Raw genomic sequence first — 25,481 nt, 5'->3', positions numbered from 1 at the left:
TAGCATGTCACATCGCAATTTCCTCGTCCTGATCGGTGCCGCCTTGGTCTGTTACGCCTGCTACGTGCGGGCGGAGCAGAATCCGTACGCTCGATACATGGCTGCCGGTTTCTCGGTGATCGATCGCTGGGCGCTGGAACAACCGCCTGATGAGGAACTGTTCGATGGTGCCATGCAAGGCATGATCAAGGTTCTCGAACGCTATGGCGACGAGCACTCGCAATTTGTGGAGGCGAGACGCTCAGACACCTTTCGCGAAGAAATCTCCCAAGAATTCGGCGGCGTGGGCATTCGCTTGCGAGTGCTCGGCGAGCCGTCCTACCCAACGGTCATCGGCCCTCCGGAGCCGGGCACGCCGGCGTTTGCTTCGGATATTCGCTCGGGGGATCGCATCGTGGCAATCGACGGGAAGAATACTGCCGACGTTCCGCTCGAGGAAATTGTCACTTTAGTGCGCGGCCCGAAAGGTAAGTCCGTCGTCCTCACAGTTATTCACGCCGACGAAGAGGAGAAAACGGAAGTCACGTTGCTGCGGGACATCATCATGGTGCCCTCCATCCTTGGCGATCTGCCCAGCGAAGACGGCAAATGGAGCTATCACCTCCCCGGGCATCCCAACTTGGGATACGTGCGCATCATTAAGTTCGGCGAGAAGACTGTCGACGAACTGCGCGAAGTCCTCGGGGAACTCGAAAAGGAGAACGTTCGCGGGCTGATTCTCGACTTGCGAGACGACTACGGCGGCGCACTCGACGCCGCCGTGTCGATCTGTGACATGTTTCTGCCTGTCGGGGCAACCATCGTCACCACGCGCGATCGCGATGAAAAGACTCGCGAGAAGTATGTGTCCGAGTACGAAGGTGCGTACCGCGATTTGCCGCTTGCCGTGCTGATCAATCACAACAGTGCTAGCGCCAGCGAGATCGTGGCTGCTTGCTTGCAGGACTATCACCGCGCGATCATCGTGGGCGAACGTTCCTACGGCAAGGGCACCGTGCAACGGGTCATGCGACTTGAATCGGGCCGCAGCCTGTTGAAACTCACCTCAGCAAGTTTCTGGCGCCCCAGCGAGAAGAACATTCATCGCATGACAGGCGCCAAGGAAACCGACCAGTGGGGCGTGTTCCCCGATTCTGGCATGGAAGTGGATCTTGACGAGAAAGAGTATCTCACTTGGCGGCTCTATCGCAGTCGTCGCGATGTGCCTGGCGGTAGCGTAGAGAGCAAGAACGTGCAGGACGGAAACGAGCGACTCTTCAAAGAGCTCGACCTCAAAGATGGCAAACTGCCCGAGGACTACTCTGATCGCATGCTCGAAAAAGCGGTCGAGGCGTTGCAAAAGCAGCTCGACCATTAGAGTTTGCCAATCCTTCTCGGGGCTTGCCCTGTCTCTGGGTGAAAGCGAACCAAGGCACGAAAAACCGTCACTGGAATCTCCGCTAGCTTGCCGCCACATTTCTCGTGAATCTCAAAAAGTTCGACTCTGTGGGGTGACGCAGTTGGGTTCGCCACAGCGACTGCCATGAGAAATGCAGTTCAACAACATCGCTTCAAGACACACTGAGTGCAGATGCTTGGCCGAGTGAATCTAGCCACCAGCACACCTTTTCTGCCTAATGCTGAGGGGCAGCTCTTTGGTTTACCGCTGCTACAATGGAATCCGATTTGATGCCAGGAGCGATCGCTCGGACGGCACTGGGGCAGCCGTTGTCGTGAACTAAAAGTCGACTATTGCCAACGAAGTAGGTGTGATACTCGCCGACCACCAAATTAAAGGCTTCTACTTCTGAACCTTCGACGGCCATTTCAAGGCTTGAGCGTAAGTCGGCCCCGTGTAGCCGATCACCGGCGTTGAGATGTTTAGCCATACGCCAGCCCTCGCCAATTACCCAAAAACGATGCCCCCGAGTCGAGACGATCGTTTCGTCTTCCAGCTTAAGATTTATGGACGGACTGGGTGGCCTCACGGTGGTATGCATGACAGGTCGATAATCGAGGCAGCCCGTGGCCGGATCTTGACTGAGAACAAGATCCCCCACCTGGATCCACTCGATGGGGGTGGGCCCCTTTAACGTCCAAACCGGAGTGCCCGCCGCAAAGCAAGACAGTGACAAATTACATTGATCATAGCTCTCGTATTGGCTGGATACGTAAGTGGGAGTCTCCTCCGGATAAGCAAGCTCGTTGTAGTCTTTCCAGTAGTCCCACCAATCTTGGGGAACGTTGCTCACAGACTGGCCGGTAGTAGTTTGCAATACTTCATCTATGCGAGTATTCCATTGATGCCTGGAGTAGTTGGTCGCTGCCACTTTACGTTGTGTCTGTTGGGCTCTCGCAAGTGCATTGCTCCGATTTACGTTATGATTCACCGCAACTTTTTGTTGTCTGGCGAAGTACGTTCTGCTGAAGTAATTGCTGTCGCGAATCGTAACCCATTCCGCTTCTGGTCCAACTTCTGCGATGTGCTCAGAGAGCAGGAGCATTCCGTTTGGTGAAACCTGTATGCCGATGTCAGCTTCTAGAGGAGCTGTTAAGCTGGTCATCAAAAGAGGCATGTAACTAGTTTTCTTGTGCGGAATCAACGACTCTGCTGCTAAGCAACGTATCTGTCTAAAGGGCGACAGGACTGCGATTTCGACAAGTTTCAGCGTTGCTTCATGCGAGCTGATGTTACGCAGTGAGGTGATTGCCGCCTGCTGCAACTCCAGTTGAAACGAGTTTGCCTTGTTGCCTACATCTCGACTAGGTGGACTATCTGCCCTGCCGAATTTCAGCTTTGCAACTTCCATCAAGGCGGGAATGGCCGTCGGATCGGAGACTGCGGCAAGTTGTGCGAAAGCTGCCTCACGCTGGGACTTGCTTCCAGATTTGGCAGATCGCCGAAGAGCCAACAGCAATGGCTTGAATTTCTGGTACGATTCTTCGGCTGCTTTCTCTTGTTGCTTGAGCTGGTCAACGTGATCGAGGGAGTAGAGTTGGTCCCGGTATCGTATCAATCGCAGCCCCTTTAAGGCTCCGCTGTGATTCGGGTTTGCTTGCAGGACATAGAGCCACTGCAACTTTTCTTCGTGAACGAGTCGATTTCGGTTGCACCAGTGAGCGAGGTCCACATGAGCTTCTATGCTGCCATCTAAAGCATTCACATGCTGTTGGTAATCCTGCCAGCGAGAATCGGTGGATACCAACTGCTGAACCTGTTCAACATGCCGCCATTGCCCGTCGAAAAAAACCTGGCCGCTATGCCAGCGAGCGAGCTCGGAATTAGGAACTGCAGGCACGGCATCGCGATTGACTTCGGCCGCGAAAGCAATTTGAACGGATGGTGTTCCAAGCAATCCCCAACAAGAGAGTAGAAGTACGTAGGCGATCTGTTTCTTCATTTGGGAACCCCTTTTCAGCTAAATGGCCGATACTGAAAAGCCAACAACACTAATCAGCGTTGCAAATTCCGTACCTGTTGGCGTCGGAGAAGAGTGATAGTCTACTTAACTTTAGAATTGCAAACCGGTTCTTTCATTTGCGACTAGAGATACAAAATCGAGACAGAGCCAGGCAGTCGTACTCAATCCCGCATTAGTCGTCGTCATCATGACAACAAGCAGTTGATGGGTATGCTATGCTCGGCAGCTAACATGCAGCGGAGCTTGAGGAAGTGAAGCTGATCCAAGAGTTAAACTTTTCACCAATGTAGATAGGTTAGGGTGCATCGCAAATAGCTTGTTTGACATTGGCTCTTTGGAAATACATGCAACATCATTCCCAGAAGCCTCGAAGCGTGCATTGCTGTGTCACGCAGTAGGCATCTAGAAACCAACAGACGACGGCATGAAAATGACGGCGAGGACGTAACAATCGTTCTTAGTGGATGCAATTACTATTAATAGAGCTGAGCCTAGCGCAACCGCCCAACTCTTGATCTGGAAGGAGCTTCGTGTTCATTCACGTAATCTCCTTTTGGACGAACTCCGGATGGCTCACCTTTGCTAGGTCATGATCTGGTGTTTGGTTGGAAGGATTTGTTTACTAGACAGGAACTTTTCAGTAAGCGCAGTGTACCCAATCTGCTTCGAACTGGCAAAAAGAGCCTGGTTTCTGCAATTCATTCGTGTGTTGACTGCGATACTCCACTTAAGATGTCTAATCTCCAACCGCTCACGAAACCCGCCTAAGTGAGGGCCTTCAGAAGCTAGCGTACCGCTCTCTCCTGGCCCGGGGTGCTTAAGCACCGCGGCCTTAAAGAGCTCGGCTCGATTATGCTAGCACTTACAAAACGGTTTGAAAGAGTTTCCAAATAGCCGCTGCCTGTCGGGCAAAGTCGACACGCTGGAAATTCTCTTCAAACTCCTATTTGCACGGTAATTGCAGCGTATTGCTTGCGTTTTCGTTGCTCCACTTCGCCAATGCACAGCGTTTGGCACGCCGCTTGCATTAGTTCATTGCATCACCTGAGTCTGGCTCACCCCAATGGCCAGACCCAGCTGACACGCTTCGAGAAGCCCACGCACCAGAGCCAAACCCGTCGGCTTGGGCAGCTTCCGAAGACTCTTCCCAAGATTTCTAATCTCAACAGTTCTCATCAGAACCACGAAGCACCGCAGCGGTCGCTTCCACGAAAGGATTTACCATGGTTGCTCCTAAAAAAACACGACGGGTTGTTTGCACTGTGATTCGTTTGCCTGAAGAACCTATGTCTGCGACGAATCGACTGAGCGAGCAGACTCTCAGCAACGATACCTACAGCAGCACGGGCAGCTTACGTCCCAGCCAGTTGCTTCCCTGGGCAGACCCCATGATCTCCAAGCTGGTCAACCGCTTGCAAAACGAAGTACGAGCCGAGCGTTCCTCTGGCGGTAAGACGCTCAAGTTCCTAAAACCTGAAATGGTAGAGACTCTCGCCAGCACAACTATCTCGGAACTCGAACCGGCGACGCCCTCGCTGGATACGGACTACGAAGGTTTCGAGCCTGGCTTCGACCTTCCCCGCTGGCAGCCCACTTTGAATGAGCCCAACTGGAATGAGGGTGAGCAGACTGCCGGACAGACCAAGTAGACACGAAACCCACAGACAAACATTTCAAACTCACAACGTCGCGAAAGGATCTCGCCGTGTTGACTACCATCGCCTGCTGCTTACTTGTCGTTCTGCTTCGGTCTACCAAACAGGCTGAGCCGCTCGATCCGATGGACCTGCCGGGGTCGAGTTCCTGGGCTTCCATGTAGGCAATAGCAAGCGGTAGTGCTGTTACAGCATGGGTTCGCATCCGGACTCGAGGCAGTAACCGCATGAAAGCTTGTTGCGATCTACGACGATCCGTGACTAATTGATTACAGCTTCCGCCCTCAAGACGGGTCGCAACTCCGCAGCGATGAAGAATGAGCCGGTTACGCACAGCAAATCCTCTGGCTGTGCTTGCTCGCGAGCCTTCTGCCAAGCCTGTTTGGGGTTATCGACAACCTCAACCTCGATTTGGCTCGCCAAGTCAGGTTCTTTAGCAAGAATCGCTTGAACCGTTTCTTGCAACTTCGCAACTGGTACGGCGCGTGTGTTCTCTTCGTACTGTGTGAGTGTGACGGTTTGGAAAAACGGTAGCAGCACGCGCAGCATACCGGCCACATCTTTCTCTCTGGTGGCAGCAAGCAGCAGATGACGGCGCTCGCAGGAGAAGTTCTCCGCAAGTGTTTCTACCAGTGCTGTGACTGAGGCGACGTTGTGCGCCGTATCGAGCACCACCGCAGGACGCTCTGAAATAAGCTCTACGCGCCCGGGCAAAGTCGTTTCGGCTAAGCCGGCTCGCAGGGCTGCTTCGGGGAGCAGCCAACCTTGGCGACGTAGTTCCACGGATGTTGCCAATGCAACCGCGGCATTGGCGGCCTGATGACGCCCCAGTAACTTCAGCTTTGCATCGTCAAGCACGAACGGTTCTTGCAGCGGATGTCCACGATCGGCCTGCATTTCAAAGTGCAACTGCCCGCCAACACGCTCCGCTGACTGAGCATGAGCCGAGTCGTACCGAAAGCGGTAGTCTCGGTCTGCAGCAATCATCCGCGCGCCGTGACGCTCGGCCACCTCAGCAATCACCCGGCGAGGCGCTTCCTTCAATGGCCCCGTGACGAGCGGGACGCCCGGTTTGACAATGCCTGCCTTTTCCGTAGCGATCTCTGCGAGCGTTTCTCCTAGCTGTTTGGTGTGATCGTAGCTGATGCTCGTAATGACGGTGCAGCAGGGCGAGCAAACATTCGTGGAATCCAACCGACCGCCGAGGCCCACTTCAAGGATGACCAAATCGACCTTGCGTCGTGCAAAATGTAGCAATGCAATCGCCGTGGCGATTTCGAAGAACGTCGGACGCAGTTGCTCCTTCGGGGCCGCGTCCGCCTCTTCATCCATTAGCGCCACAGCTGGGCGCACCAGTTCAACCAGCTCAACGAGCTCTTGAGGTTTGCAGGGGAGAGAGTTCACGCAGAAACGTTCTTCGATGCTTTGCAAATGCGGCGAGCTAAACACGCCCACGCTGTAGTTGGCAGCCTGCACGATCGAGGCAAGCAACGCCGATGTGGAACCCTTGCCCTTGGTACCTGCAATGTGAACTGTGGGCACGCCAGCAGCCGGCTGGCCGAGCCGGGTGAGCAGCTGGCGCATGCGATCGAGCTTCATGTGCCGCTCGGCATACGGGGGCGACGGCAGAGACTCAAAATTGATGCGGCCGTACAAATATTCCACAGCGGCTGTGTAGGCTTCGGTCATTACGAGCACATCTCTAGATCAGGGCAGGGCAGCTCTCATTCTAGCAACCCTTTACGACGCAAGTTAGCCAGCATCGCACGCGATGCCGAGAATCGAGCTTGATTAGTCCCGAGTTACAGGTCCCCCGTAGATTGCGATGCGAAGCAGTTCGCCAGAAATGAATTGCGGGCGGGGGGGATGAGGGTGACAAGTTGGTTGGTTAGTAACAGCCGATTCTGCCGTCACCTTCGAACCCACCTGAGCCTTCAAACCTCGTGGTTTGTTCTTCAATCCTGGCGTGTATATTTCGCAATTTGGCGTTGCTTAATGTTCTCCATATCTCTCAGACGTTCAGCCAAGTGGACGACCGTACCTGCCGAGCTGCATCCATCGAGGCGGTCAAAGAGTTCACTGAGTGACTGGTCTGCGGTAAAAGTACAATCTAATACCTCTTGGAAAGCAGGTTCTGAATGACACCGGCACTCCGTCGCATGAGTAACTCCATCGGATAATGTCGCCCCATAGGTCAAATACGTAGCATGCTCGGGGACCAAATTATCGACCTCGTAGCGAATCGTTTTGACTGAGTATTCTTCCAGCTCCACCAAGTGATCCAATAAAATGCTTGCACGCGGGTCGGGACACGACTTGGCAAGGTCCTGGTAGGTAGCACACCTAGCCCTATGGTACTCTTCAAGTATTTTGAGTACGTCGCTAATTGTCTTTGGGTTCTTCATTGCACTTCTCCGAAAGGTCTCAAATGCTACTGCGATATCGTGACGAGTCCCTCGTCGTATCGGCCATTGGCGTTGGACGGCTCTTGTCTTTGAGTAGGTCGGCGATGGTGTAGCCAGAGAGAACCTGCTCGACCTTCTCTGCAGCTTCATTCAGACTGGCGTGCATCGGGCACCGCTTCCTCTTGTGCGTCATTAGTTTGAGCGGACAGGCTTCAAACTTCTGAATCGGGTCTACTGCGTTCACGACATCAAGAACGGTGAGCTGACCAATATCACTAATCAATTCGAATCCTCCGCCGGCACCCCGACGCGAGGACAGTAATTCTGCCTTTGCCAATGCTTGCAGGATTTTTGCAAGGTACGACACCGAAACCTGCGTCCCCTCTGCAATAGTTTGATTGCCGACTGGACCACCCTCCTTGTGTTGAGCCAACCAGACTACTGCTCGCACAGCGTATTCTGCGGTTTGTGAGAACATGATTCAGGTCTCGCTAGTTCAATGTATTGACGTTATGAGTTGGACACCAGATTGCATTTGTGCGTTCCAGCCAGCATCCAATTCTGCAGTCCACTCCGGGTCCACCTGTTTCACCCTTTCGCAGAGGCTCTCTAGTTACGTGTCGTATTGCTCAGGGCGAATGTCGAGGTTGCTCTTGTACTGGGATTCTCTCGTATCTGGATTGACAGGCGGTTGCTCAAGGCCCATAATAGATAACAGACTATGTTATCCTATTCAATACCCTACTTCCATGTCAGCAGTTCGGCCAAAGCTGAACGAGGAGAATTGAAATGGCTCATGAGCATGCACAACCAGGGGTCGTGCTTGACCTGAATACCTTCGGCGGCAGCACGTCGACGGCGGTCGTCAAAGAAAAGAATTTTGAAGTAATTCGCATTGTCGTCGAAGCAGGCAAGCCAATTCCTCCCCATAAGGTAGAGGGGCCCATTACGGTGCAGTGCCTCAGTGGCAGATGCACGTTTTTCGTGGGCGAAGAACCACGAGAGCTGGTTTCAGGTTCCTGGCTGTATCTGACAGGCGGCACTATTCACGCCCTTGAGTCCGAAGAGAACGCCATATTATTGGTCAGCATCTTATTCAATAGAACTGATTAATCGAACATGAGTCACCTACTTCATGAACCGAGAGCACAATGAATTTTCTTTATGGACATCGACGAAACGGTAATACCGAGTTGGTAGCCAAATTCGGGTCTGAACAACAAATGCTAGCCTACATTAGCTATGCCACATTGAGGACCAATGAGGATGGCACTATGGTATTTGAGCAAAAAACGCCGCTGACAGGATGCGTGGGGTACTCAGTAGCCTGCGAAGCGTCAGAGGAAGACCAAGCGAAGGACGTGCCTTTTAATCCAACTCCAACAATGTTGTAGACTCCTGCTCCTGCATCAGAGGGCTAACTGCCGTCGGTGAAAAAGTCCGCAGGCTCGAACCGCATGGACTGAAAGGCAGTCCTAGCGTCGCGATTTGCTAGTAGAAACTAGCATGAGCGCCAGTAAAGCTAGGGTCGTAGCGTTGGGCTCAGGCACGGCGTGTGAACTTGCCAGACCATTCATGTCACTCCCGCCGTAGTTCGACTGCCAGTCGGTCAATTCCTGGGCGTTGCCAACGTCGCGCTGCCATTTCAGAAAATCGGCCCCGTCGACATCGCCATCCACATCGAAGTCACCTGGATTCACGAACTGGCGATCCAGTGACGTAATGAGCCAGTACTCGTCTCCGACACTAGCAGCCGCATCAATGTCGGTGGTCGCAGTAGAAACTCGCAGGTAGTAGCTACCCGGATCGACTGTGAGGTTCACTAAGAATGAGCCCGTGTCGTCATCGGCAGGGTTGGGAATGTCGCCAAACTTGTCGTTGCTCCAGCCGATGTCGTCCGAAACGCCGAGAACTGTTCCGGTCACGTCAACAAGCTCAAGCACGGAGTCGAAGTTATCCAATCCTGGTAGCCGCGAAGTGAACACATGGGCTGTCAAAGTCGCCTCGACACTCGTGGTAAATCGATAGACGTCGATATCTGTTGGAGAATTATCGAGGTCTGCTTCGATAAAACTAATCTCCTTGCCTGAGGATTCGCCAATGGAAAAACTCAACTGCTGCGCCTGTGGAAGCGAGTCGCCGGCGTCACCTCCGTTGAGCTCGGAAGTGTCGGATAGCACGGGGTTATTCACAACTGCAGCGCCACCATGAGTCTGAGACCCGCCGGCGATGTCGAGGATGACCCGCGAGAACGGAGACAGAGTGCGAATGGACTCACGTTCCGCTTCGCTCACCCCCGTGCTACCAGTAGCCAAGATGTGTTGATTCTGAAGACCCCCGGTATTGCTCGAATTCGAGGGGACAATGCCCTCAGCACTGTAAGTGTAATGGTGAAACAGACCCAGGCTGTGACCAAACTCATGGGCCGCAGTTCCCGCCAGTGACGTGGAGATTTCATCGATCGACTCTTGAAGGGAATTAAAAGCTGGCTCCAGCGCGCCATTGAAGTTGCCCGTAAAAACTCGCGAGACACCCCCTGGATTGCCACTGGGATTGGTTGGGTAGGTTCTGGTCCGAGTGTTGCCCAAGTCTCCCGATGCTTTGCCAAAGCTACCATCAACACCAGACGCATCGTTATCTGCACCGAGGTAGACGACATCATGCTCGCCAGCCGGTTGCAGCGTGACGAAGTTGACGCTGTACCCGTCGTAGATCTGATTTAGGTCTGCGAGAATGTTGTTCTCGATTTCGAAACGATCTGCAGCAGTAAACTGATTTTGCGAGGGAGATTCGTTGGTCACTCCGCCTGAACGGCTCGTTGCTTCGTTCAGTTCGTCGATCCAGTCGGCGACGCCGTTAGGAGCGCCGTCGTTGCCATCGTGGAAGTCGGAGGTGAAGTCGACCCAAACGTCGATCGCAGAGGCCGGTGCCGCACTCGCTGATAAAAGAACGAGAGGAGAAAGCAGAATAACAAAACAGTGGAGCTCAAGACGATGGAGAATGAGTGGATTCAAGGGAATGGCTCTGCCGAAAGGAGGTGCGCGATGAGTTCTCGATAAGGGGGCATTCTACCATGCCCCGAGGCCGCTGTCCTTATCCGACGACTTTAAGGTTAACGGGACGCGACCCAAGCCGCGAATATTCCCAATTGCGACCGCCGAAGGACACTTTGCCCTGCGTCACAAACGGCAATTTGCCTATTGCATGCGAAGTTGCTTATGAGGCTGCTGGGGGCATTTAGAATTGGGTAAGCAGCTCTAGTACTACAGCGCAGGGTCATAGAATACTTAGCCACGGATGACACTGATTTCACGGATGAATTCAACGGAATCTCCAGCGAATAGCTGCTTGCAGGAACGTCATTCCTTTTCAGCGATTGTTTTCAACCTAAATCCGTGGCTACTTACCCTGCGCTGTAGTACTGGTTGGTAGACTCTAGAGAATCCAACCGTCCCTTACCGGGAGTCATGAAGTGCAAAAGCAACTCGCATTGGCGACGATCATTCCCTGGGGCTTGCGGCATCGCCTGCTCATTCCACTGATCTTCGGAATGAGTACTTCGACACTTCAGGCTGCGCCGATTGCGATCACGAATCCAGGGTTCGAAGACATTTCGGGCGAGTCACCTTCCAATGAGTTCACTTTTGGTCCGCTCAATGGCTGGGACCTTTATGATCCAAATCTGATCACTAGTGGAGGGGCAGGGGGAACCTACTTCATTGGGACTTTGACTCCCTTTGAGCCTGACCCCATTGGTTCGCCGGGGGAGTATGCAAACTTTCCCGACGGCGCTGCTGAGGGACAACGTGTGGGAATTGCTTTTAATTTCCAAGGGAGTGATGGTCAGGGCGAGTATGGCTTTGAGCAGGTGTTAAATGTCACGCTGCAAGCGAATACGCTCTATACGTTGCAGGTTGAGATTGGCAATATCGATTCGGCAACGGCCATGAACGGAACGTTCTTCCCGCTCGCAGGATTTCCTGGCTATCGAGTTGATTTGTTCACACGTGATCTTGGAGGTGATGAGAACCTTGATTCGGATGACGATTCGCTTGCAGGCTCAATCTCCGACGGAGAGTTTGGCACCAGCACCATCACGTTTGCCACGGGAGCAGAACATCCGCAGCTTGGGGAAGACTTAGGGATTCGTTTGGTGAACTTGAACCAGCTTGATCCCTCGTTTCCCCTGTCAGATATCGAGGTCGACTTCGACGACGCAGGTCTGGACGCGTCGGCTTTGACTCCTGGCGACTTGAACGCCGATGGAGCGGTAAATGGCGCTGATTTTCTCGCGTGGCAACGAGAGTTTCCTGCACTCTATGGAACGACTGACTTGGCGAATTGGGAGACCAACTATGGCAACATGGCGGTTGGCGCGTTGAGCTACCATTCTGTTCCAGAGTCTAGCACGGTGGCATTGTCGCTTATTGCCTTTCTGCAGATTCTAATCCGGAGACGTTTCTTTCAAGGGCTGCAAATTTTCCGCAGCCGGTGCTGACGGCAGTTAGGTTTCTAATTCTCCTTTATCCGTAAGCACTACATGATGACCGGCTGCATAGCCCCCTCATATATTGGGTTCAATCCATACGACCTTATTCAAAGCCATCGATTACCTCCCATTCTCCTGTCCCAAGTTTTTATGACGCAATCGATGCCTCCTTACGCACGAAGACATTTCGCCTAAGTCTTACCTGACACGCCCCTTCTTACCGATTTGCCGGTGTCGGATTTTCCGTTAGGGAGAGTGCCGCCATCATAATCGTAACATCCGGCAATACCCGCGTCTGTCATATGCTTCCCCAACGACTTTGGCAGCGTTAGCCGTCAAGTTCGCCAGTGACTGGGACGAAATGGTTAATGGACCTCTCTGGTCCTTGGCTATCTGGTCCATGCTAGTTAGCTGCCGCTACACGGATGTTCCGCGGAGAGACCGATGTCCCAAAGACTTTTGAGTGTAACCAGACTTATCATTTGCCTGTGGGCGTCAGCGGCAGTTTCTCATTGCTCTGCGGAAGACAGCGCCGGAAAGCAATCGCAAAACCCGATAGCCGATCTGGTGACGCTTCCCATTCAGAATAATTGGAACTTCGGCAATGGCCCGGACGACCGCACGCAGTTTGTGTCGTTGGTTCAGCCGGTGATCCCACTCAAACTTAGTGATCACTGGAACCTGATTACGCGTCCGATCATGCCCTTTGTCAATTCGCCTATCGGTACCTCGGACGTGAGCCATGGTCTGGGCGATATGCAGTGGCAAAACTTTTTCGTTCCGATTCCCGAGGAACCTAGCAGCTGGACCTACGGCGCAGGTCCCTCGTTTATCCTGCCAACCGCTTCCGATGAAACGCTGGGGCTGCAACGCTGGGGCGCGGGTGTTAGTGGGGTGGCTGTCTATTCCAAAGGTCCTGTGGTCGGTGGCGCACTCATCAATCAGAATTACGTCGAAGACGGAGTGTCGAAGCCATTTCTGCTGCAGCCGTTCTTCAACTACAACTTTGAAGAAGGCCTACTGAACAAGTGCTTTATCAGCGCCAGCGGAGAATTTCAGGCCGACTGGGAAAAGAGCGAGGAAGATCGCTGGCTGAACGTCTTCGGGGTTGGACCCGGCCGGATTATGAGCCTGATGGGGCAGCCCATGACCATGAGTACACGATTCGCGCCCTATCTGACGGCTCCCGAGGGAGGGCCGAAATGGCAGTTTCGATTTCAAGTGAACCTGCTGTTCCCGAAGTAACAGTGCCATTCGTTGACATGGGTGAGTCCGCTTGAGCAGCTGGTTTCCAGACCTACGCTCTACTTGCGAGCGACATAATCACTTCGATGGCCTTTGTGACCAGAGGAGAAGGCGAGCGGTGGCGAAGATAAGCAACCCCTGCATGTGTCACCAGCTTCGGAGCATCGACCGGCAAAATTACGACCTGTTCTCTTTCCAGTTCGTAGCGGATCGTTGTTGGCAGAGCCGCGCTGATGCTATCGCTTGATAACACGATACGCTTGAGCATCGCGTAGTTTTCGCATTCGAGCGTGGGAAGCGGTGCCCGTTCCTCCGGTCCTTCAGAAGACTCTTCTGCAGCGAACCAGTTGATAGCCCACTGAGGAAATCGCGGCGAAACGATCGGAAAGCGAACGAGATCGCTGCGACTCACACGATCGCGTTCCGCGAGAGGATGACCCGCTCGACAGTACCACGCGATTTCTTCGGCCGGCAACGGAATACTCTCGATGCGCTCATCGCCGGTCGATTCGCTCAGGTCCGCAATGAAAAGATCGATCTCTCCGGAAAGTAACCAGGCTGAGAGTTGCTGCCAATGATCGACACGCACGCTGATCCTCGTAAGCGGATGCTCGTCTACTAGTCGAGCCAGGGCTGAAGAAAGATGCGATTCGGCCATCGCCGGTCCGACTCCCACATTGATCGCGCCGATTTTTACGCCGCGCAATAGATCGACCGAGCGCTGGAGTTCTGTGACTCCCAGAGCGATTTGGTTGGCGCGGTCGAGGACTTCTTGTCCCACCGTAGTCGGTTCGACTCGAGTGCTAGAGCGATCAAAAAGCCGGACCCCTAGTTCCTTCTCCAACCGCTGCAACGATTTAGTGAGAGCGGACTGACTCAAACCAACCGCTTCGGCGGCCCGCCCGAAATGGCGATGCGCATCTATGCTCAGAAGATTCTGAAGATCACGAAGCTCAATCATATGCAAATAGGTTCCGATTCCTGGAGGATGGAGGAGCGATTCCCCCAGGGAATCAAATCTTATTAACAAATTCACCTAAGGAATAGTTGCATACCAAGTCATATGACATATATTTGTCTTTCAGCAAGTGCGGGGCTCTCTCTTCTGCTTCGTCACCACCCTAATCAATAGGAGCTCCTATGGCTGGTATGTTGCAGCGACATTTCTTGTTGGTCTCGCAGCCCTGTTCTCTCTCTCGCTTTTCACAAGTGGTGCACTTGCTCAGCAAAGTGACAAGACCCTTATGAGCGATTCAGCAGCCAGTCGGAGATGTACCTGAAATGGATGGTCGACCGCGTGTTCTTGATGGAGCCTGCGAAAGCGGTCATTGCGAAGAAGATGGCAAGCTTGAAAGAGTTTCCACCTGCCACCGGTTCCAGCCTGAGTCTTGGTAAGGTCCTGGATAAGATCCAGTACGCCAGTCCAGGTCAGTAGGCTCCGCAGGCTGATTTGTAGCTATACTTTTCTCGGCAGACCCTTCGGTGTTAAGGGTCCGCCACCTCCCTAAGATGGTGGACCTGAATATGAGTTACCAAATGCATAGATTTAGCTGGGCCAGTTTGTTTCTGTTGACTCTCCTTACGATCTTGGGCGGAATCGTCCCGGCGCACGCACAGCAATCGAAGCCGAACATCTTGCTGATCGTTTCCGACGACACCGGTTATGGCGACCTCGGGCCGTATGGCGGTGGCAAGGGACGCGGCATGCCGACCCCGAACATCGACAAGCTGGCGGCCGAGGGCATGACGTTCTTTTCCTTCTACGCCCAGCCGAGTTGCACACCCGGACGTGCCGCGATGCAAACCGGCCGCATCCCCAATCGCAGCGGCATGACCACCGTAGCCTTCCAGGGCCAAGGCGGCGGACTTCCCAAGGCGGAATGGACCTTGGCTTCCGTTCTCAAGAAGGGTGGTTACAAGACCTACTTCACCGGCAAGTGGCACCTTGGTGAGTCCGACTACGCGCTTCCAAACGCACAAGGTTACGACGTGATGAAGTATTGCGGTCTGTATCACCTCAACGCCTACACCTATGCCGATCCAACCTGGTTCCCGGACATGCCCACGGAACTGCGCGAGATGTTCCAGAAAGTGACCATCGGCTCGCTTTCCGGCAAGGCTGGCGAGAAGGCGGTGGAGGACTTCAAAATCAATGGCCAGTACGTCGATAAGCCCAACGAGAACGTCACCCTGGAGGGCGTCAACTACCCTGATGGCGTCGTCGGCATCCCGTACTTCGACAGTTACGTTGAGAAGGCGACGATCGAATTCCTCGACGAAGCGGCCAAAGACAAGAACGAGCCGTTTTTCATCAACGCGAACTTCATGAAGTTGCATCAGCCGAACATGCCGGCTCCCGAATTTGAGCACAAATCGATGTCGAAATCGAAGTACGCGGATTCGGTGGTCGAACTGGACACACGCATCGGTCGCATCATGGACAAGCTGAAGGAAACCGGCATGGCCGACAACACGCTGGTCTTCTATACGACCGACAACGGTGCTTGGCAGGACGTCTATCCTGACTCTGGCTACACTCCGTTCCGTGGTACTAAGGGCACCGTCCGCGAAGGCGGCAACCGCGTTCCTGCCATCGCCGTTTGGCCTGGCAAGATCAAGCCTGGCGTGAAAAACCACGACATCATCGGAGGCCTCGACCTGATGGCCACCTTCGCCTCCGTCGCGGGTGAGAAACTGCCAGAGAAGGACCGCGAAGGGGAGCCGATTATTTTCGATAGCTACGACATGACCCCGGTCCTCACCGGCACCGGAAAGTGCCCTCGCAATCAGTGGTTCTATTACACCGAGAACGAACTCTCCCCGGGAGCGATTCGCGTCGGCAACTACAAGGCTCTCTTCAACCTGCGCGGCGACAACGGTCAGGCGACCGGCGGCCTCGCGGTCGATAGCAATCTCGGCTGGAAGGGTGCGGAAAAATATGTCGCCACCGTTCCCCAGATCTTCGACCTCTGGGCCGATCCGCAAGAGCGTTACGACATCTTCATGAACAACTACACCGAGCGCACCTGGACGATGGTCACGATCAGCCAAGCTGTGCAGGATAAGATGAAGACCTACGTCAAGTATCCGCCGCGCAAGCTGCAGAGCGAGACCTACACCGGGCCGCTCACCCTCTCGGCCTACCAGCGTTTTCAGTGGGTGAGAGACCAGCTTGAGAAGGACGGCATCAGCATCCCGCTGCCAACCGGCAACTGATCACGCCTTCCGATTTAATTCACGCGGGTCGCTTCTTTCTGGAGCGGCCCGCGACTTTGTAGGTCGGACCGCTTTCATTCATCTATTCAACCGGATTCTCCAATATCATGAAGACCAACCGCCTCTATGTTGCCACGCTCTTCGGCATCGTAACACTCATGACCACCCATGCCGGGGCTGCCGATCCGCTCCCCTCCTGGAACGAGGGCGCGACCAGAACCGCCATCATTGAATTCGTCGAGAAGGTCACGACGGAAGGATCTGCCGACTTCGTGCCGCTAGAGAAACGCATCGCCACCTTCGACAACGACGGGTGTTTGTGGCTGGAATATCCCATGTACACCCAGCTCCTCTTTGCGTTCGATCGCATCAAGGAGCTGGCGCCACAGCATCCTGAGTGGAAAACTACACAGCCCTTCAAGGCTCTACTTGAAGGTGACATGAAAACCGTGGGTGCCTCGGGTATGAAGGGCTTGATGGAGATCGTTATCGCTAGCCACTCTGGCATGACCGCCACGGAGTTTGATAAGCAGGTGACCGAATGGCTGGTCAAGACTAAGCAAGCCCGATTCAACCGCCCCTACAACGAGCTGATCTACCAACCTCAGGTTGAACTGCTTGAGTATTTGCGCGCCAACGGCTTCAAAACCTTCATCGTTTCCGGCGGAGGCATCGCTTTCATGAGGCCATTTACCGAAGAGGCCTACGGCATTCCCCCCGAGCAGGTCGTCGGCTCCATGATCGAATCCGAATTCCAGATCAAGGACGGCAAAGCGGAAATCGTCCGCATGCCAAAGATTCACTTTATCGATGACAAGGCGGGCAAGCCGGTGGGAATCTACAATCACATTGGTCACCGCCCGATTCTTGCCTGTGGCAATTCGGACAGCGACATGCAAATGATCCAGTATACTATGGCAGGCGATGGCCCCCGAATGGGACTTTTCGTCCACCACACCGATGCAGAACGTGAGTATGCCTACGACCGCAAAAGCCACGTCGGCACACTCGACAAGGCTCTCGACCTAGCAGATGCCAACGGCTGGACCATCATCGACATGAAGCAAGACTGGAAGACCGTCTTTCCGCCAAAGTAATGGATAGTGGTCTGTCAACGTGAGAACACTTTTATGCAACAGCATTTGCAAGCCGTCATTACCGTGCTTTCGTTGGTCAACCCGGCCGTCTGTGCAGCGATGTTTGCGACAATTGAAAGCGGCCAGCCGAGAAGTGCCCAACTCAGAGATGCGACCAAGGCGTCGCTCGCTGTCTTGCTCATCTTGCTCTTGGCGGCGATCGTTGGCGTGCAATTTCTCCACCAGTTCGGCATTTCGCTGGACGCCTTCAAGGTCTCTGGGGGAATCGTGTTGTCCTGGATGGGATTCTCCATGCTCAACGCCAAGCAGGAGAGCGCACCGTCGAGCAAGACACAAGCACTTCGGTCGAATCCCCCGCTAACACCACTGATCATGTTTGCGGCAAGTCCGGGGACCATTACCGGCGTAATTACCATCGCGGCCGATCATTCCGGTTCCGAATTTCCCTGGACCGCGATCGTTGCTGTCTGCGCCGCGATAGTCGTGACGTGGCCGTTAATGCTGCTCGCCGCGCGGGGTGGCCAGAAAGGCGAGCAAAGTTTTGCCCGTCAAACCGCTAGCCGTTTCATGGGTTTGATCGTGTTGGCGATGGGCGTACAGTTCGTGCTCTCTGGTTTAAAATCGTTTTTTGACGTCACCTCATGAAACACCTCAAATCCGCGGTATTGGAGAAGAACGGAATTAGGATCCGTGACCGGGGTATCGAGGGAATCAGTACTCCGGGGATTGACCGTTGGCCGAGTTCTTATCTGCCACGTACTAACCAATACGCAACCCCTAATCCTGTTTGGCCAACTCTACGCCGTCGCCGCGCTGTTGAGCTACGCGAGTCTGCGGCATTTCAGAGTCTCCGAAAGCCCCTTGGAGGTAGCGACTTGCACGGCTGTGTTCGCGTTGCGAGCGTCGGACATTGTTTTCGAGATCCGCATGGGACCAATCGCCCATGTTCTGAAACTAGGAAGCTGGATTTGCGACTCGAAGTCGGGATCAGCAAACATGTAACTCGACAAGGCAACAAAAATGGATGCTTTTGGAATTGGGAGTAATTATGAAGCCCGTTGTTGACGCCACTAGCGCGCCGCTCTCCTCGATCTTTGGCAGCGGGTTCCTGATCATCGTGCCGGTGCTCGCGGGAGCGGTGGGAGCCTACTCGGTGCTCGCGATGGCAGGCGTGTGTGCGCTGGCTTTCGCCGTGGGAAGTGTGAATCGGTTCAACATCAAGCATGCGGAGCCCGTGCTGGCTAGCAAACCGGGCGAGGCGACGTTGTCCTTCGAGCGTTGCTCGGATTTAGCGCTCGTGTTTGCCTACGTGATTTCGGTCTCTCTGTACTTGCACATCCTGTCCTCCTTCGTGCTAGGCGGTCTGCACGCAGATACCGAGCTCAACGAGAATTTAATGACCACCGCGGTCATCGCTCTCATTATGGTGATCGGGGTCACGAAAGGACTCAAGGTGCTTAGCGTCCTGGAGCGATGGGGGCTCTACATCACGCTGCTGATCATCTCGCTACTCCTGTTCGGCTTTGCAAGCTACGACTGGACGGCCTGGCAGTCCGCGTCCGGTATCATTCTGCCCAAGGCCTTGAAGTACACGTCATGGGAAGTCCTGACCATCGTTGCGGGTACGTTGATCGTCGTTCAAGGCTTCGAGACCACTCGTTATTTGGGCGGCTCTTTCGATGCGGAGACCCGGGTGAGAGCTTCCCGCTGGTCGCAGATAATTTCTACGGCGGTTTACCTCATTTTTGTGGCGTTGGCGTTGCCAGTCGTGCATACATTAAATGGAAAGTACGACGACAACAGCCTGATCACGCTGACCGGTGTCGCCGCAAGTGCTCTCGCCGTACCGCTGATCGTCGCGGCAGCGTTGAGCCAGTTTTCGGCGGCCGTCGCCGATACCCTTGCCGCGACCGGCAACTTGCAAGAAACCACGCACGGTCATCTGAAGTCAAATTGGGGCTGCGTTCTGGTGGGAGGCGGCGCGATTGCTCTGACCTGGTCAGCGAGCACGCTCGAAATTGTTGCCATCGCATCGCGGGCGTTCGCGTTCTACTACCTGCTTCAGTGCTTTGTGGCTATCAGTGTGAGCAAGTCCGTTATCCAAAGGGCGGGGATCGCCGTCGTGGCGCTGGTGCTTGCTTTCATTACTGTCTTCGCGGTTCCCGCAAGCTGATTCTCGGCTCCGCCCAAAAGGCGTAAGATGCAGCTGAATCGAAAACTTGAAACCCTTGAGCAAAGATAAGAAAATGAGCGCAAAGCAAAGCGAGTATGATGTAGTCTCAGAGGTGGCCGAGTGATGGTTCCCGAAACCGGACTCGACGCGATGCGCAACATCGGCATCAAGGGCGACAAGATCGCTGTCATGTATTGCTTCAATCGTTTTGGCGGCTTGGCAATGCCTTGATCGCTTCATGATCTAGCAGGTAGGCTGACCGCTTCTCAGCAAAACCGCGCAGCCCGGCTCCATCCTCCCCTGCTTCTGGTGAAGTTGCATTCAGGAAGGATTCAGTTGTCCCTAGTTTTCTGGTGTCGGCGGCTACCTCTTCCGCAATCAATTCGCGCATCTCTGCAACACGTGGCCCAAGGTAATCCCAACTCAGCATCTGATCGGCAATCGTGCGAACATGCTGCAAATAACGGGCTCGCAACCGCGGATTCGCGAGTAGTTTGCTGCGGAGTGGTTTGCTGTCATCGTCGAGCCCAACCAAGGGGTCCAATTCGACTCCACCGCGACCGGGACCACCGGGACCTCTGCGACCAGGTCCGCCACGTTGGCCAGGACCACGCCTGCGGTCAATGTCGCCTCTGTTGCCACCCGGCTCCGGGCGGCCCTCGTCCCCTCGTCTCCTGCGTCCTGCGCGAGGAGCGTCTTGGCTAGGTGCCCCGGGGCGTCCATCAAATCCTGGTGGAGGCCCCCCCTCGGGTGGCGGACCAAATCCAGGAGGCCCACCTTCGGGCAGCGGACCAAATCCAGGCCGGCCGCCTGGACCACCTGGGCCACCATGCCCTTCGCGCAGCGCCTCGTTCATGTCGTGTGGAATGACATGGAACCGACCATCGGGGGCTTGATAAATGTTGTAGTCGCTGGCTCGGGTCCAGTAGCCGTCGCTGTTAACGAGCGCGACATCCACCGCGAGAAACCACAGAACTCCCTCGATGTCCAAGATCGGTTCGAGAGCCTCTTCAATCTGATCTGCCGGAGTTTCGTTCAGTACGCGACAGAGATGAATCAAATCTTGCCACGACTTTTCACGGTCTTTCGACTTAATTTCAAATCTCTCGCGGTACGGCTCGATGTCCTCTCCCAGGTACCTCAGTCCTCCGTCGCCACGAGGGCTTCCCGGGACCTTCCAACGTGCTCCTTTGGTGGTGCCAAAGTTCTCATTGATAAAGACTTTGTTGAATTGTTGCGAATTAACATAGACCCCCCAGTTCTCGCCGTTGATAACCACCTTGACGAAATTCACTTTCGGCGTCGCCACTTTGTGACCTGCAATCGCACTGTAGAGGACTGAACTCATCATCGAATCGTCGCCGTTGCAATTTAATAGATTGAGCGTCTTGTAGCCGTAAAGTCGTTGGTCTTTATCCGCATAGTTGATCGATAGGTTAAGTGACCGTTTCAGCCCTTTTGGGATAGAAAAAAAGGAAGAGGCTCCACGGAATCTGACGCCGATGTCAGCGTAGACTTTGCCGTCTACGGTTAGCTTTGCAGGGACTTCGACATCTGTGTATTTGAAATCGGCAAGCTCTTGCTCCCAGTCGTCACTCTCAAAATCCAGGAAGAGGGTCCGCAACGTACTTCGGTCGTACAGGGCTTTCGATGATGGGTAGCTCGTCGCATCCGCTGGGCTGACTTGCTCTCCGGGCGTCCCTGGTGGACGATTCTCTCGTCTTCGGGGGCCTCTGCGCGGGCTACTCTCGTTGCCTTGAATCGACTTGCGGGCTTTGCTGCGTTCTTCCGTATTCAGGCGGCCGTCCTTGTCCTCGTCAAATTCTTCCACCAACTCGACGTCAGCTGCATTCGGACCGCCGGCGCCACCTGGTCCGCCACCGCCTGGGGGCTGCGAGTTCGCGGTTTGAGCCACGAACAAAGTCATACCGATACTGATGGGGAGAACGAAAACTAAACACATGGCGCGCATTATTGATTTTTCCTCGTGCGGTGTAATTCGTTGAAGCCAGCCACTGCAAGTTGGCCAAAGAGAGCACTTATCAGCGGCAGATCCTGCATCTTCGCGAGTAGGGCCACTGCTCATAAACACTGAAAAGGGCCGATAGTTCCGGTTTCGCAGGTCTTTTTTTCTGTTTGTGACAGCCGTCCATAGGAGTCTAGCAGGATTGACCATTGAAGCCACCGCTCGACGAAACGAGACTTCCGCTTCTGACGGCGGGCAACAACGCTGCCGGACCTACATCGGCACAACTGGCAACCGTGGTAGGCGCCGAACGACCCAAGATTCGGGAGGGCGAGACGCTCGACGAAGGGAGTGCCCAGTAGGGTCGTCTCTTGACGTGAGTCACGACCAGCTGAGTTTTAGGGACAACCGTTCGACAGTAATGAAGGTGGTCATGGTGCCCAGTTGCTGAATACTGAAGAACTCTAGCTCGGCTTACCAGTGCCGGAAGACGTCAGCTGCAAACTAAGAAGCAAGTCATCTAGTTACTACTGATTCCCAATACTCCCTGCCAGGCTCTTCAGTCGGCGAACGGTGGATGCAACTGCGACTATCGAGATCCCCGTAGTAAGCAGGTCGACCCCGACGAGGACCCCCACTGCCCAAAGACCTGAAAGCGGCCACTGGCGCCAAATAAGGACGCCAAGAACAAGCGTAAGGATTCCGCTCAACAACAGAGCCAGCCATCCGGACGCTGGCCGGTAGCTGAATGAAGCGATGACCTTCCAGATTCCTCCCACCGTGAAGAAGATCGCCAAGAGCAAGGCAATAAACTTCATTCCAATCCAAGGTTCGCCTAACAGCCCAAGTCCACAGAGCGAAGTGATGGCACCAAGAATCAGTGGTGGTAATTTGCTTGACCAACCATCGGACCTCAATCCCGAAACTATCTGAGCGACTCCGGCGATCAGCAGTATCCCGCCGATAACCATCACGACCGCTGTACCAGCGACTGCCGGGGTGGCAATGGCGATGATGCCGAAAACGATCAGAAATACGCCCATGATCGTTAGTGACGTGGTGTCTGGCAAATCTTGGCTAGCCAAGTTGAATCTCCTTCTGATTCGGAATTATGCTGCTCTCGGAAATCATACGCTTGAGTCATCGACGGAGTTCATCTACTTCCATACGCTCATCGCGATTGACAGGAGGGAAACGAAAGAGTCCCCCTAAAAAGTAGAGACTCGATCTAGTCGTTTTCTCATTACCTTTGGACGTCGCTTTCAGGTTCGTCTAAACGCACCATTGACCATTGCTGTGTCTGACCATCCTCAAAGTGAAGCAACGCGTCTGCTTCGTTTTCGGTGAGATTGTAAATGCCAGTTTCCATAATTGGCCAACTTCCGCCAACAGGACCCCACGCGGCACGTTGGCTTTCGGTGTCGACCGTTCCCTCGACCTCCATCGACTTATTCGTGGCCGTGTTTTGGAAGGTTCCTGCAATGATTCCTTCCTTACTAATAGCTAACTGAAGGAAGAGCGTCGAATCTTCGACAGAACCCTCTTTCTGAGTCAATGCAAATATTCCCAATGGCATCCATTCGACTTGGTCTGGATCGACATCAGGCACGGCAGTGGCGATTGTTTGCGCTTGCTCGGCATATTCCTCCGTCGTGCAGAGGACTTGGTCGTTATAGACGACGTTGTCACCCTCGTAGTACAGATTCGTTCCGTAGTCGTAGTAGGCCGGCTGGCCAACAATACCCCCTGCGAACCAACCCGTGACGGCTCCGGCAGTCGCCCATCGCCACCAGTTGTTAGCATGGTTGTGCCAACCCCAGCGGTAGTGTGGATGACGTCCCCAATACCCAGCGCCGTAGTGCGGCAAGTGGCCTGGATGTGGTGGACGATATCCGGGAGGGCGGTAACCGGGCGGACGGTGACCGGGTGGGCGGTATCCTGGTGGGCGAGCTCCCGGCGGACGATGCCCCGGACGATGCCCTGGTGGTCGTGCTCCTGGTGGTCGAGCACCTGGAGGTCGCGTGCCCGGTGGTCGCGTGCCCGGAGGACGAGTACCTGGAGGACGTTGGCCGGCTCCGGGCAATTGCGTCGGTCGGTCACCCACTCCGGGCGGACGCTGTCCTGGCCGAGTTTGTGGCCTGTTTTGCAGGAAATCACCGGCCGCCCCACCACTCGGTCGCCCTGCAGGTCTTGTGGATGGTCGATCCATATTGAGGAAGTTGTTGAGTTGACCCTGCGTCGGCCGACCCGTGGCTGGTCTACCCGTGGCTGGTCTACCCGTGGACGGTCTACCTGTGGATGGTCTACTTGTGGATGGTCGACCAGTGGACGGCCGACCCGTGGATGGTCGGCCAACATTCGGCCTACCTGTCGAGGGTCGCCCGGTAGATGGCCTTCCAGTTGAAGGTCGACTTACCGAAGGTCTGCCCTGGGACGGTCTTCCTACGGATGGTCTGGCAGATGGTCGACTTACCGACGGGCGCGATGTTGGGCGGCTCATCGAGGGTGATCGGCCTGCGGATGGGCGAGCACGGCTTGCGCCTCCCCCTCGGCTCATTCCACCGCCTCCTCGGCCTCGCCCATAGGCCTCTTCACCCACCCCTGGGCCTGTCAAACTCAAACAAATAAGACAAAGACTGATCTTAGTGAATTGCAACATCGGAAATTCCCACGAAAACTTGATTTGCCTGGAGAGTGTGACTACTTGCGCCGAACGATGGATTTTTCGATATTGGGGAGCAGTTCCCCATCCACGACCTGATTAATCTTCTGCCAAGTGTAGGTACCGTCTTCGAGCGGCTGAAAGACAGTGATGAAAGACCCGCTTATCCCACCTGCCAGCGATGCCAGCGACTGAACAGTCCATCGATCGTCTCTCTTGGCCCAAGTTCCGGTAATGATATTCCCTTGGGAATCGAATAGCCAACTCGAGATTTTCTTCTCTTTGGAGTCCCAACCGATAATCTGCAACCCAGACGACTCCACTTCTTCGGCATTGGAAACGGCAAAAGTGCGGCTAATGAAATTCTTGTTTTCAGTCCAACGGCAGGTGATTTCAATCTTGACTCCGTCGGTCTCGTCAATCCACTCACCGATGATCCATTCAAGGTCTTTCAGGTTTTCGTAGTGTGAAAGCTCGACAACCATCTCGTCCTCAGTGACACGATCGATCAGCCACGTGCCATCCTTTTTCACGTAGACGACGCTGTATGTAGTTTCAACGACTTCGTCTTCTGAATGAGCCACCGTCGCGGTTCCGCGCTCAAGTGCCACATTTGGTGATATGAACTCAATTGATTCCGTGGCAACAGCCAACTTAGGAAAGCTCTCGCCAGCGAGTATCGCTGTGAATTCTTCAACCATCGCTTCTCGTCCAACCGACTGCTCTCCACTAGTTCGGCTCGTGTAAACACCATTGGGAGACCAATGGTTTGCGAGTTTCTCGACGTCCCGCGCATTGAAAGCAGCAACATACGACTGAATCGCAGCAGTGATCTGAGCGGTGTCTTCATCACGTGCAGCAGTATCCTCCTGGCCGCTGGCAGAATGCACGACCCCGCATAGCCAAAATGCAACCACAGCAAGATATATTTTGTACTTCATGAGAATGCCCTCGGTAAGAAATGCGTTCCTTTATTGGATACCTAGGCTATTGGATACACGCGGAATAAAGCCGTCAAGCAGCCCAGTCGAAGCCGGTGCGCTACCTCTGCACTTAACGACACAGCACGAACTACTGCAAAGCGACTGGTGGGTCGCGTTTCATACCTACGTCAATTGGCTTAGGTAGCCTCATCCAATGCCCAAAAACGCAATTTGCTAGGAGGTGATGTT

Annotated in this window: 22 protein-coding genes; 11 read left to right on the top strand and 11 right to left on the bottom strand. The window is 54.4% G+C overall.

Annotation, left to right across the window (positions count from 1 at the left end; genetic code table 11):
• Window positions 1-4 precede the first annotated feature (4 nt).
• A complete protein-coding gene (locus HG15A2_RS03985) occupies window positions 5-1,357 on the top strand; it encodes a S41 family peptidase (protein ID WP_145058070.1) in 1,353 nt (450 codons plus the stop codon).
• 256 nt (window positions 1,358-1,613) lie between these two features.
• Here the strand turns inward: HG15A2_RS03985 and HG15A2_RS03980 are convergent, their stop codons facing one another.
• Window positions 1,614-3,380 carry a polymorphic toxin-type HINT domain-containing protein gene (locus tag HG15A2_RS03980; protein ID WP_145058068.1) on the bottom strand — a complete coding sequence of 589 codons (1,767 nt, stop codon included), beginning with the start codon at window positions 3,378-3,380 and terminating at the stop codon, window positions 1,614-1,616.
• A 1,244-nt stretch (window positions 3,381-4,624) separates the two neighbouring features.
• Between HG15A2_RS03980 and HG15A2_RS03975 the strand changes: the two genes are divergently transcribed.
• The gene (locus tag HG15A2_RS03975) at window positions 4,625-5,050 is read left to right on the top strand and encodes a hypothetical protein (RefSeq protein ID WP_145058066.1); all 426 of its coding nucleotides are present in this window, start codon (window positions 4,625-4,627) and stop codon (window positions 5,048-5,050) included.
• A gap of 267 nt (window positions 5,051-5,317) precedes the next feature.
• Here HG15A2_RS03975 and HG15A2_RS03970 read toward each other — a convergent pair whose 3' ends face one another.
• The 3 genes from HG15A2_RS03970 to HG15A2_RS03960 form a co-directional block, all read right to left on the bottom strand.
• A complete protein-coding gene (locus tag HG15A2_RS03970; RefSeq protein ID WP_145058064.1) occupies window positions 5,318-6,745 on the bottom strand; it encodes a bifunctional folylpolyglutamate synthase/dihydrofolate synthase in 1,428 nt (475 codons plus the stop codon).
• Between the two features lie 266 nt (window positions 6,746-7,011).
• Window positions 7,012-7,461 carry a hypothetical protein gene (locus HG15A2_RS03965; RefSeq protein ID WP_145058062.1) on the bottom strand — a complete coding sequence of 150 codons (450 nt, stop codon included), beginning with the start codon at window positions 7,459-7,461 and terminating at the stop codon, window positions 7,012-7,014.
• Between the two features lie 19 nt (window positions 7,462-7,480).
• Entirely contained in the window at window positions 7,481-7,939 is a 459-nt protein-coding gene (locus HG15A2_RS03960; RefSeq protein ID WP_145058060.1) for an RrF2 family transcriptional regulator, read from the bottom strand.
• A 311-nt stretch (window positions 7,940-8,250) separates the two neighbouring features.
• Between HG15A2_RS03960 and HG15A2_RS03955 the strand changes: the two genes are divergently transcribed.
• Complete coding sequence (locus HG15A2_RS03955; protein WP_145058058.1) at window positions 8,251-8,574, top strand: cupin domain-containing protein; 324 nt, start codon at window positions 8,251-8,253, stop codon at window positions 8,572-8,574.
• Window positions 8,575-8,936: 362 nt separating this feature from the next.
• Here HG15A2_RS03955 and HG15A2_RS03950 read toward each other — a convergent pair whose 3' ends face one another.
• The gene (locus HG15A2_RS03950; protein ID WP_145058056.1) at window positions 8,937-10,475 is read right to left on the bottom strand and encodes a zinc metalloprotease; all 1,539 of its coding nucleotides are present in this window, start codon (window positions 10,473-10,475) and stop codon (window positions 8,937-8,939) included.
• Window positions 10,476-10,933: 458 nt separating this feature from the next.
• Between HG15A2_RS03950 and HG15A2_RS03945 the strand changes: the two genes are divergently transcribed.
• Both HG15A2_RS03945 and HG15A2_RS03940 read left to right on the top strand, forming a co-directional pair.
• A complete protein-coding gene (locus HG15A2_RS03945; protein ID WP_145058054.1) occupies window positions 10,934-11,959 on the top strand; it encodes a hypothetical protein in 1,026 nt (341 codons plus the stop codon).
• Between the two features lie 435 nt (window positions 11,960-12,394).
• The gene (locus HG15A2_RS03940) at window positions 12,395-13,195 is read left to right on the top strand and encodes a hypothetical protein (protein WP_145058052.1); all 801 of its coding nucleotides are present in this window, start codon (window positions 12,395-12,397) and stop codon (window positions 13,193-13,195) included.
• A 52-nt stretch (window positions 13,196-13,247) separates the two neighbouring features.
• On the opposite strand, the gene HG15A2_RS03935 is transcribed toward HG15A2_RS03940, so the two are convergent.
• Complete coding sequence (locus HG15A2_RS03935) at window positions 13,248-14,156, bottom strand: LysR family transcriptional regulator (protein ID WP_145058050.1); 909 nt, start codon at window positions 14,154-14,156, stop codon at window positions 13,248-13,250.
• A gap of 309 nt (window positions 14,157-14,465) precedes the next feature.
• Between HG15A2_RS03935 and HG15A2_RS23790 the strand changes: the two genes are divergently transcribed.
• The 4 genes from HG15A2_RS23790 (at window position 14,466) to HG15A2_RS03920 (ending at window position 18,153) form a co-directional block, all read left to right on the top strand.
• Window positions 14,466-14,630 carry a hypothetical protein gene (locus HG15A2_RS23790; protein ID WP_218932312.1) on the top strand — a complete coding sequence of 55 codons (165 nt, stop codon included), beginning with the start codon at window positions 14,466-14,468 and terminating at the stop codon, window positions 14,628-14,630.
• Window positions 14,631-14,782: 152 nt separating this feature from the next.
• Window positions 14,783-16,411, top strand: a complete 1,629-nt coding sequence (locus HG15A2_RS03930) for an arylsulfatase (protein WP_246117872.1) — start codon at window positions 14,783-14,785, stop codon at window positions 16,409-16,411.
• Window positions 16,412-16,518: 107 nt separating this feature from the next.
• Entirely contained in the window at window positions 16,519-17,508 is a 990-nt protein-coding gene (locus HG15A2_RS03925; protein ID WP_145058046.1) for an HAD family hydrolase, read from the top strand.
• 33 nt (window positions 17,509-17,541) lie between these two features.
• Window positions 17,542-18,153, top strand: coding sequence for a MarC family protein (locus tag HG15A2_RS03920; RefSeq protein ID WP_145058044.1), 612 nt, complete (start codon window positions 17,542-17,544; stop codon window positions 18,151-18,153).
• Between the two features lie 132 nt (window positions 18,154-18,285).
• Here the strand turns inward: HG15A2_RS03920 and HG15A2_RS23785 are convergent, their stop codons facing one another.
• Window positions 18,286-18,453, bottom strand: coding sequence for a hypothetical protein (locus tag HG15A2_RS23785; RefSeq protein WP_218932311.1), 168 nt, complete (start codon window positions 18,451-18,453; stop codon window positions 18,286-18,288).
• A 103-nt stretch (window positions 18,454-18,556) separates the two neighbouring features.
• Here HG15A2_RS23785 and HG15A2_RS03915 point away from each other — a divergent pair, with 103 nt between their 5' ends.
• Entirely contained in the window at window positions 18,557-19,681 is a 1,125-nt protein-coding gene (locus HG15A2_RS03915) for a hypothetical protein (protein WP_145058043.1), read from the top strand.
• A gap of 199 nt (window positions 19,682-19,880) precedes the next feature.
• Here HG15A2_RS03915 and HG15A2_RS03910 read toward each other — a convergent pair whose 3' ends face one another.
• The 3 genes from HG15A2_RS03910 to HG15A2_RS03900 form a co-directional block, all read right to left on the bottom strand.
• Window positions 19,881-21,653, bottom strand: coding sequence for a CotH kinase family protein (locus HG15A2_RS03910; RefSeq protein ID WP_246117871.1), 1,773 nt, complete (start codon window positions 21,651-21,653; stop codon window positions 19,881-19,883).
• Between the two features lie 521 nt (window positions 21,654-22,174).
• Complete coding sequence (locus HG15A2_RS03905) at window positions 22,175-22,732, bottom strand: HdeD family acid-resistance protein (RefSeq protein ID WP_145058041.1); 558 nt, start codon at window positions 22,730-22,732, stop codon at window positions 22,175-22,177.
• A 158-nt stretch (window positions 22,733-22,890) separates the two neighbouring features.
• Window positions 22,891-23,856 carry a hypothetical protein gene (locus tag HG15A2_RS03900; protein ID WP_145058039.1) on the bottom strand — a complete coding sequence of 322 codons (966 nt, stop codon included), beginning with the start codon at window positions 23,854-23,856 and terminating at the stop codon, window positions 22,891-22,893.
• 40 nt (window positions 23,857-23,896) lie between these two features.
• On the opposite strand from HG15A2_RS03900, the gene HG15A2_RS03895 reads away from it, so the two are divergent.
• On the top strand, window positions 23,897-24,232 hold the full coding sequence (locus tag HG15A2_RS03895) for a hypothetical protein (protein ID WP_145058037.1): 336 nt from the start codon (window positions 23,897-23,899) through the stop codon (window positions 24,230-24,232).
• 115 nt (window positions 24,233-24,347) lie between these two features.
• Here the strand turns inward: HG15A2_RS03895 and HG15A2_RS03890 are convergent, their stop codons facing one another.
• A complete protein-coding gene (locus HG15A2_RS03890; protein WP_145058035.1) occupies window positions 24,348-25,250 on the bottom strand; it encodes a YybH family protein in 903 nt (300 codons plus the stop codon).
• Window positions 25,251-25,481 lie beyond the last annotated feature (231 nt).

The sequence above is a fragment of the Adhaeretor mobilis genome, from assembly GCF_007741515.1.
Classification (GTDB): Bacteria; Planctomycetota; Planctomycetia; order Pirellulales; family Lacipirellulaceae; genus Adhaeretor; species Adhaeretor mobilis.
The sequence above is the reverse complement of the archived record's forward strand: the minus strand, read 5'-3'. Positions and strand labels throughout refer to the sequence as shown.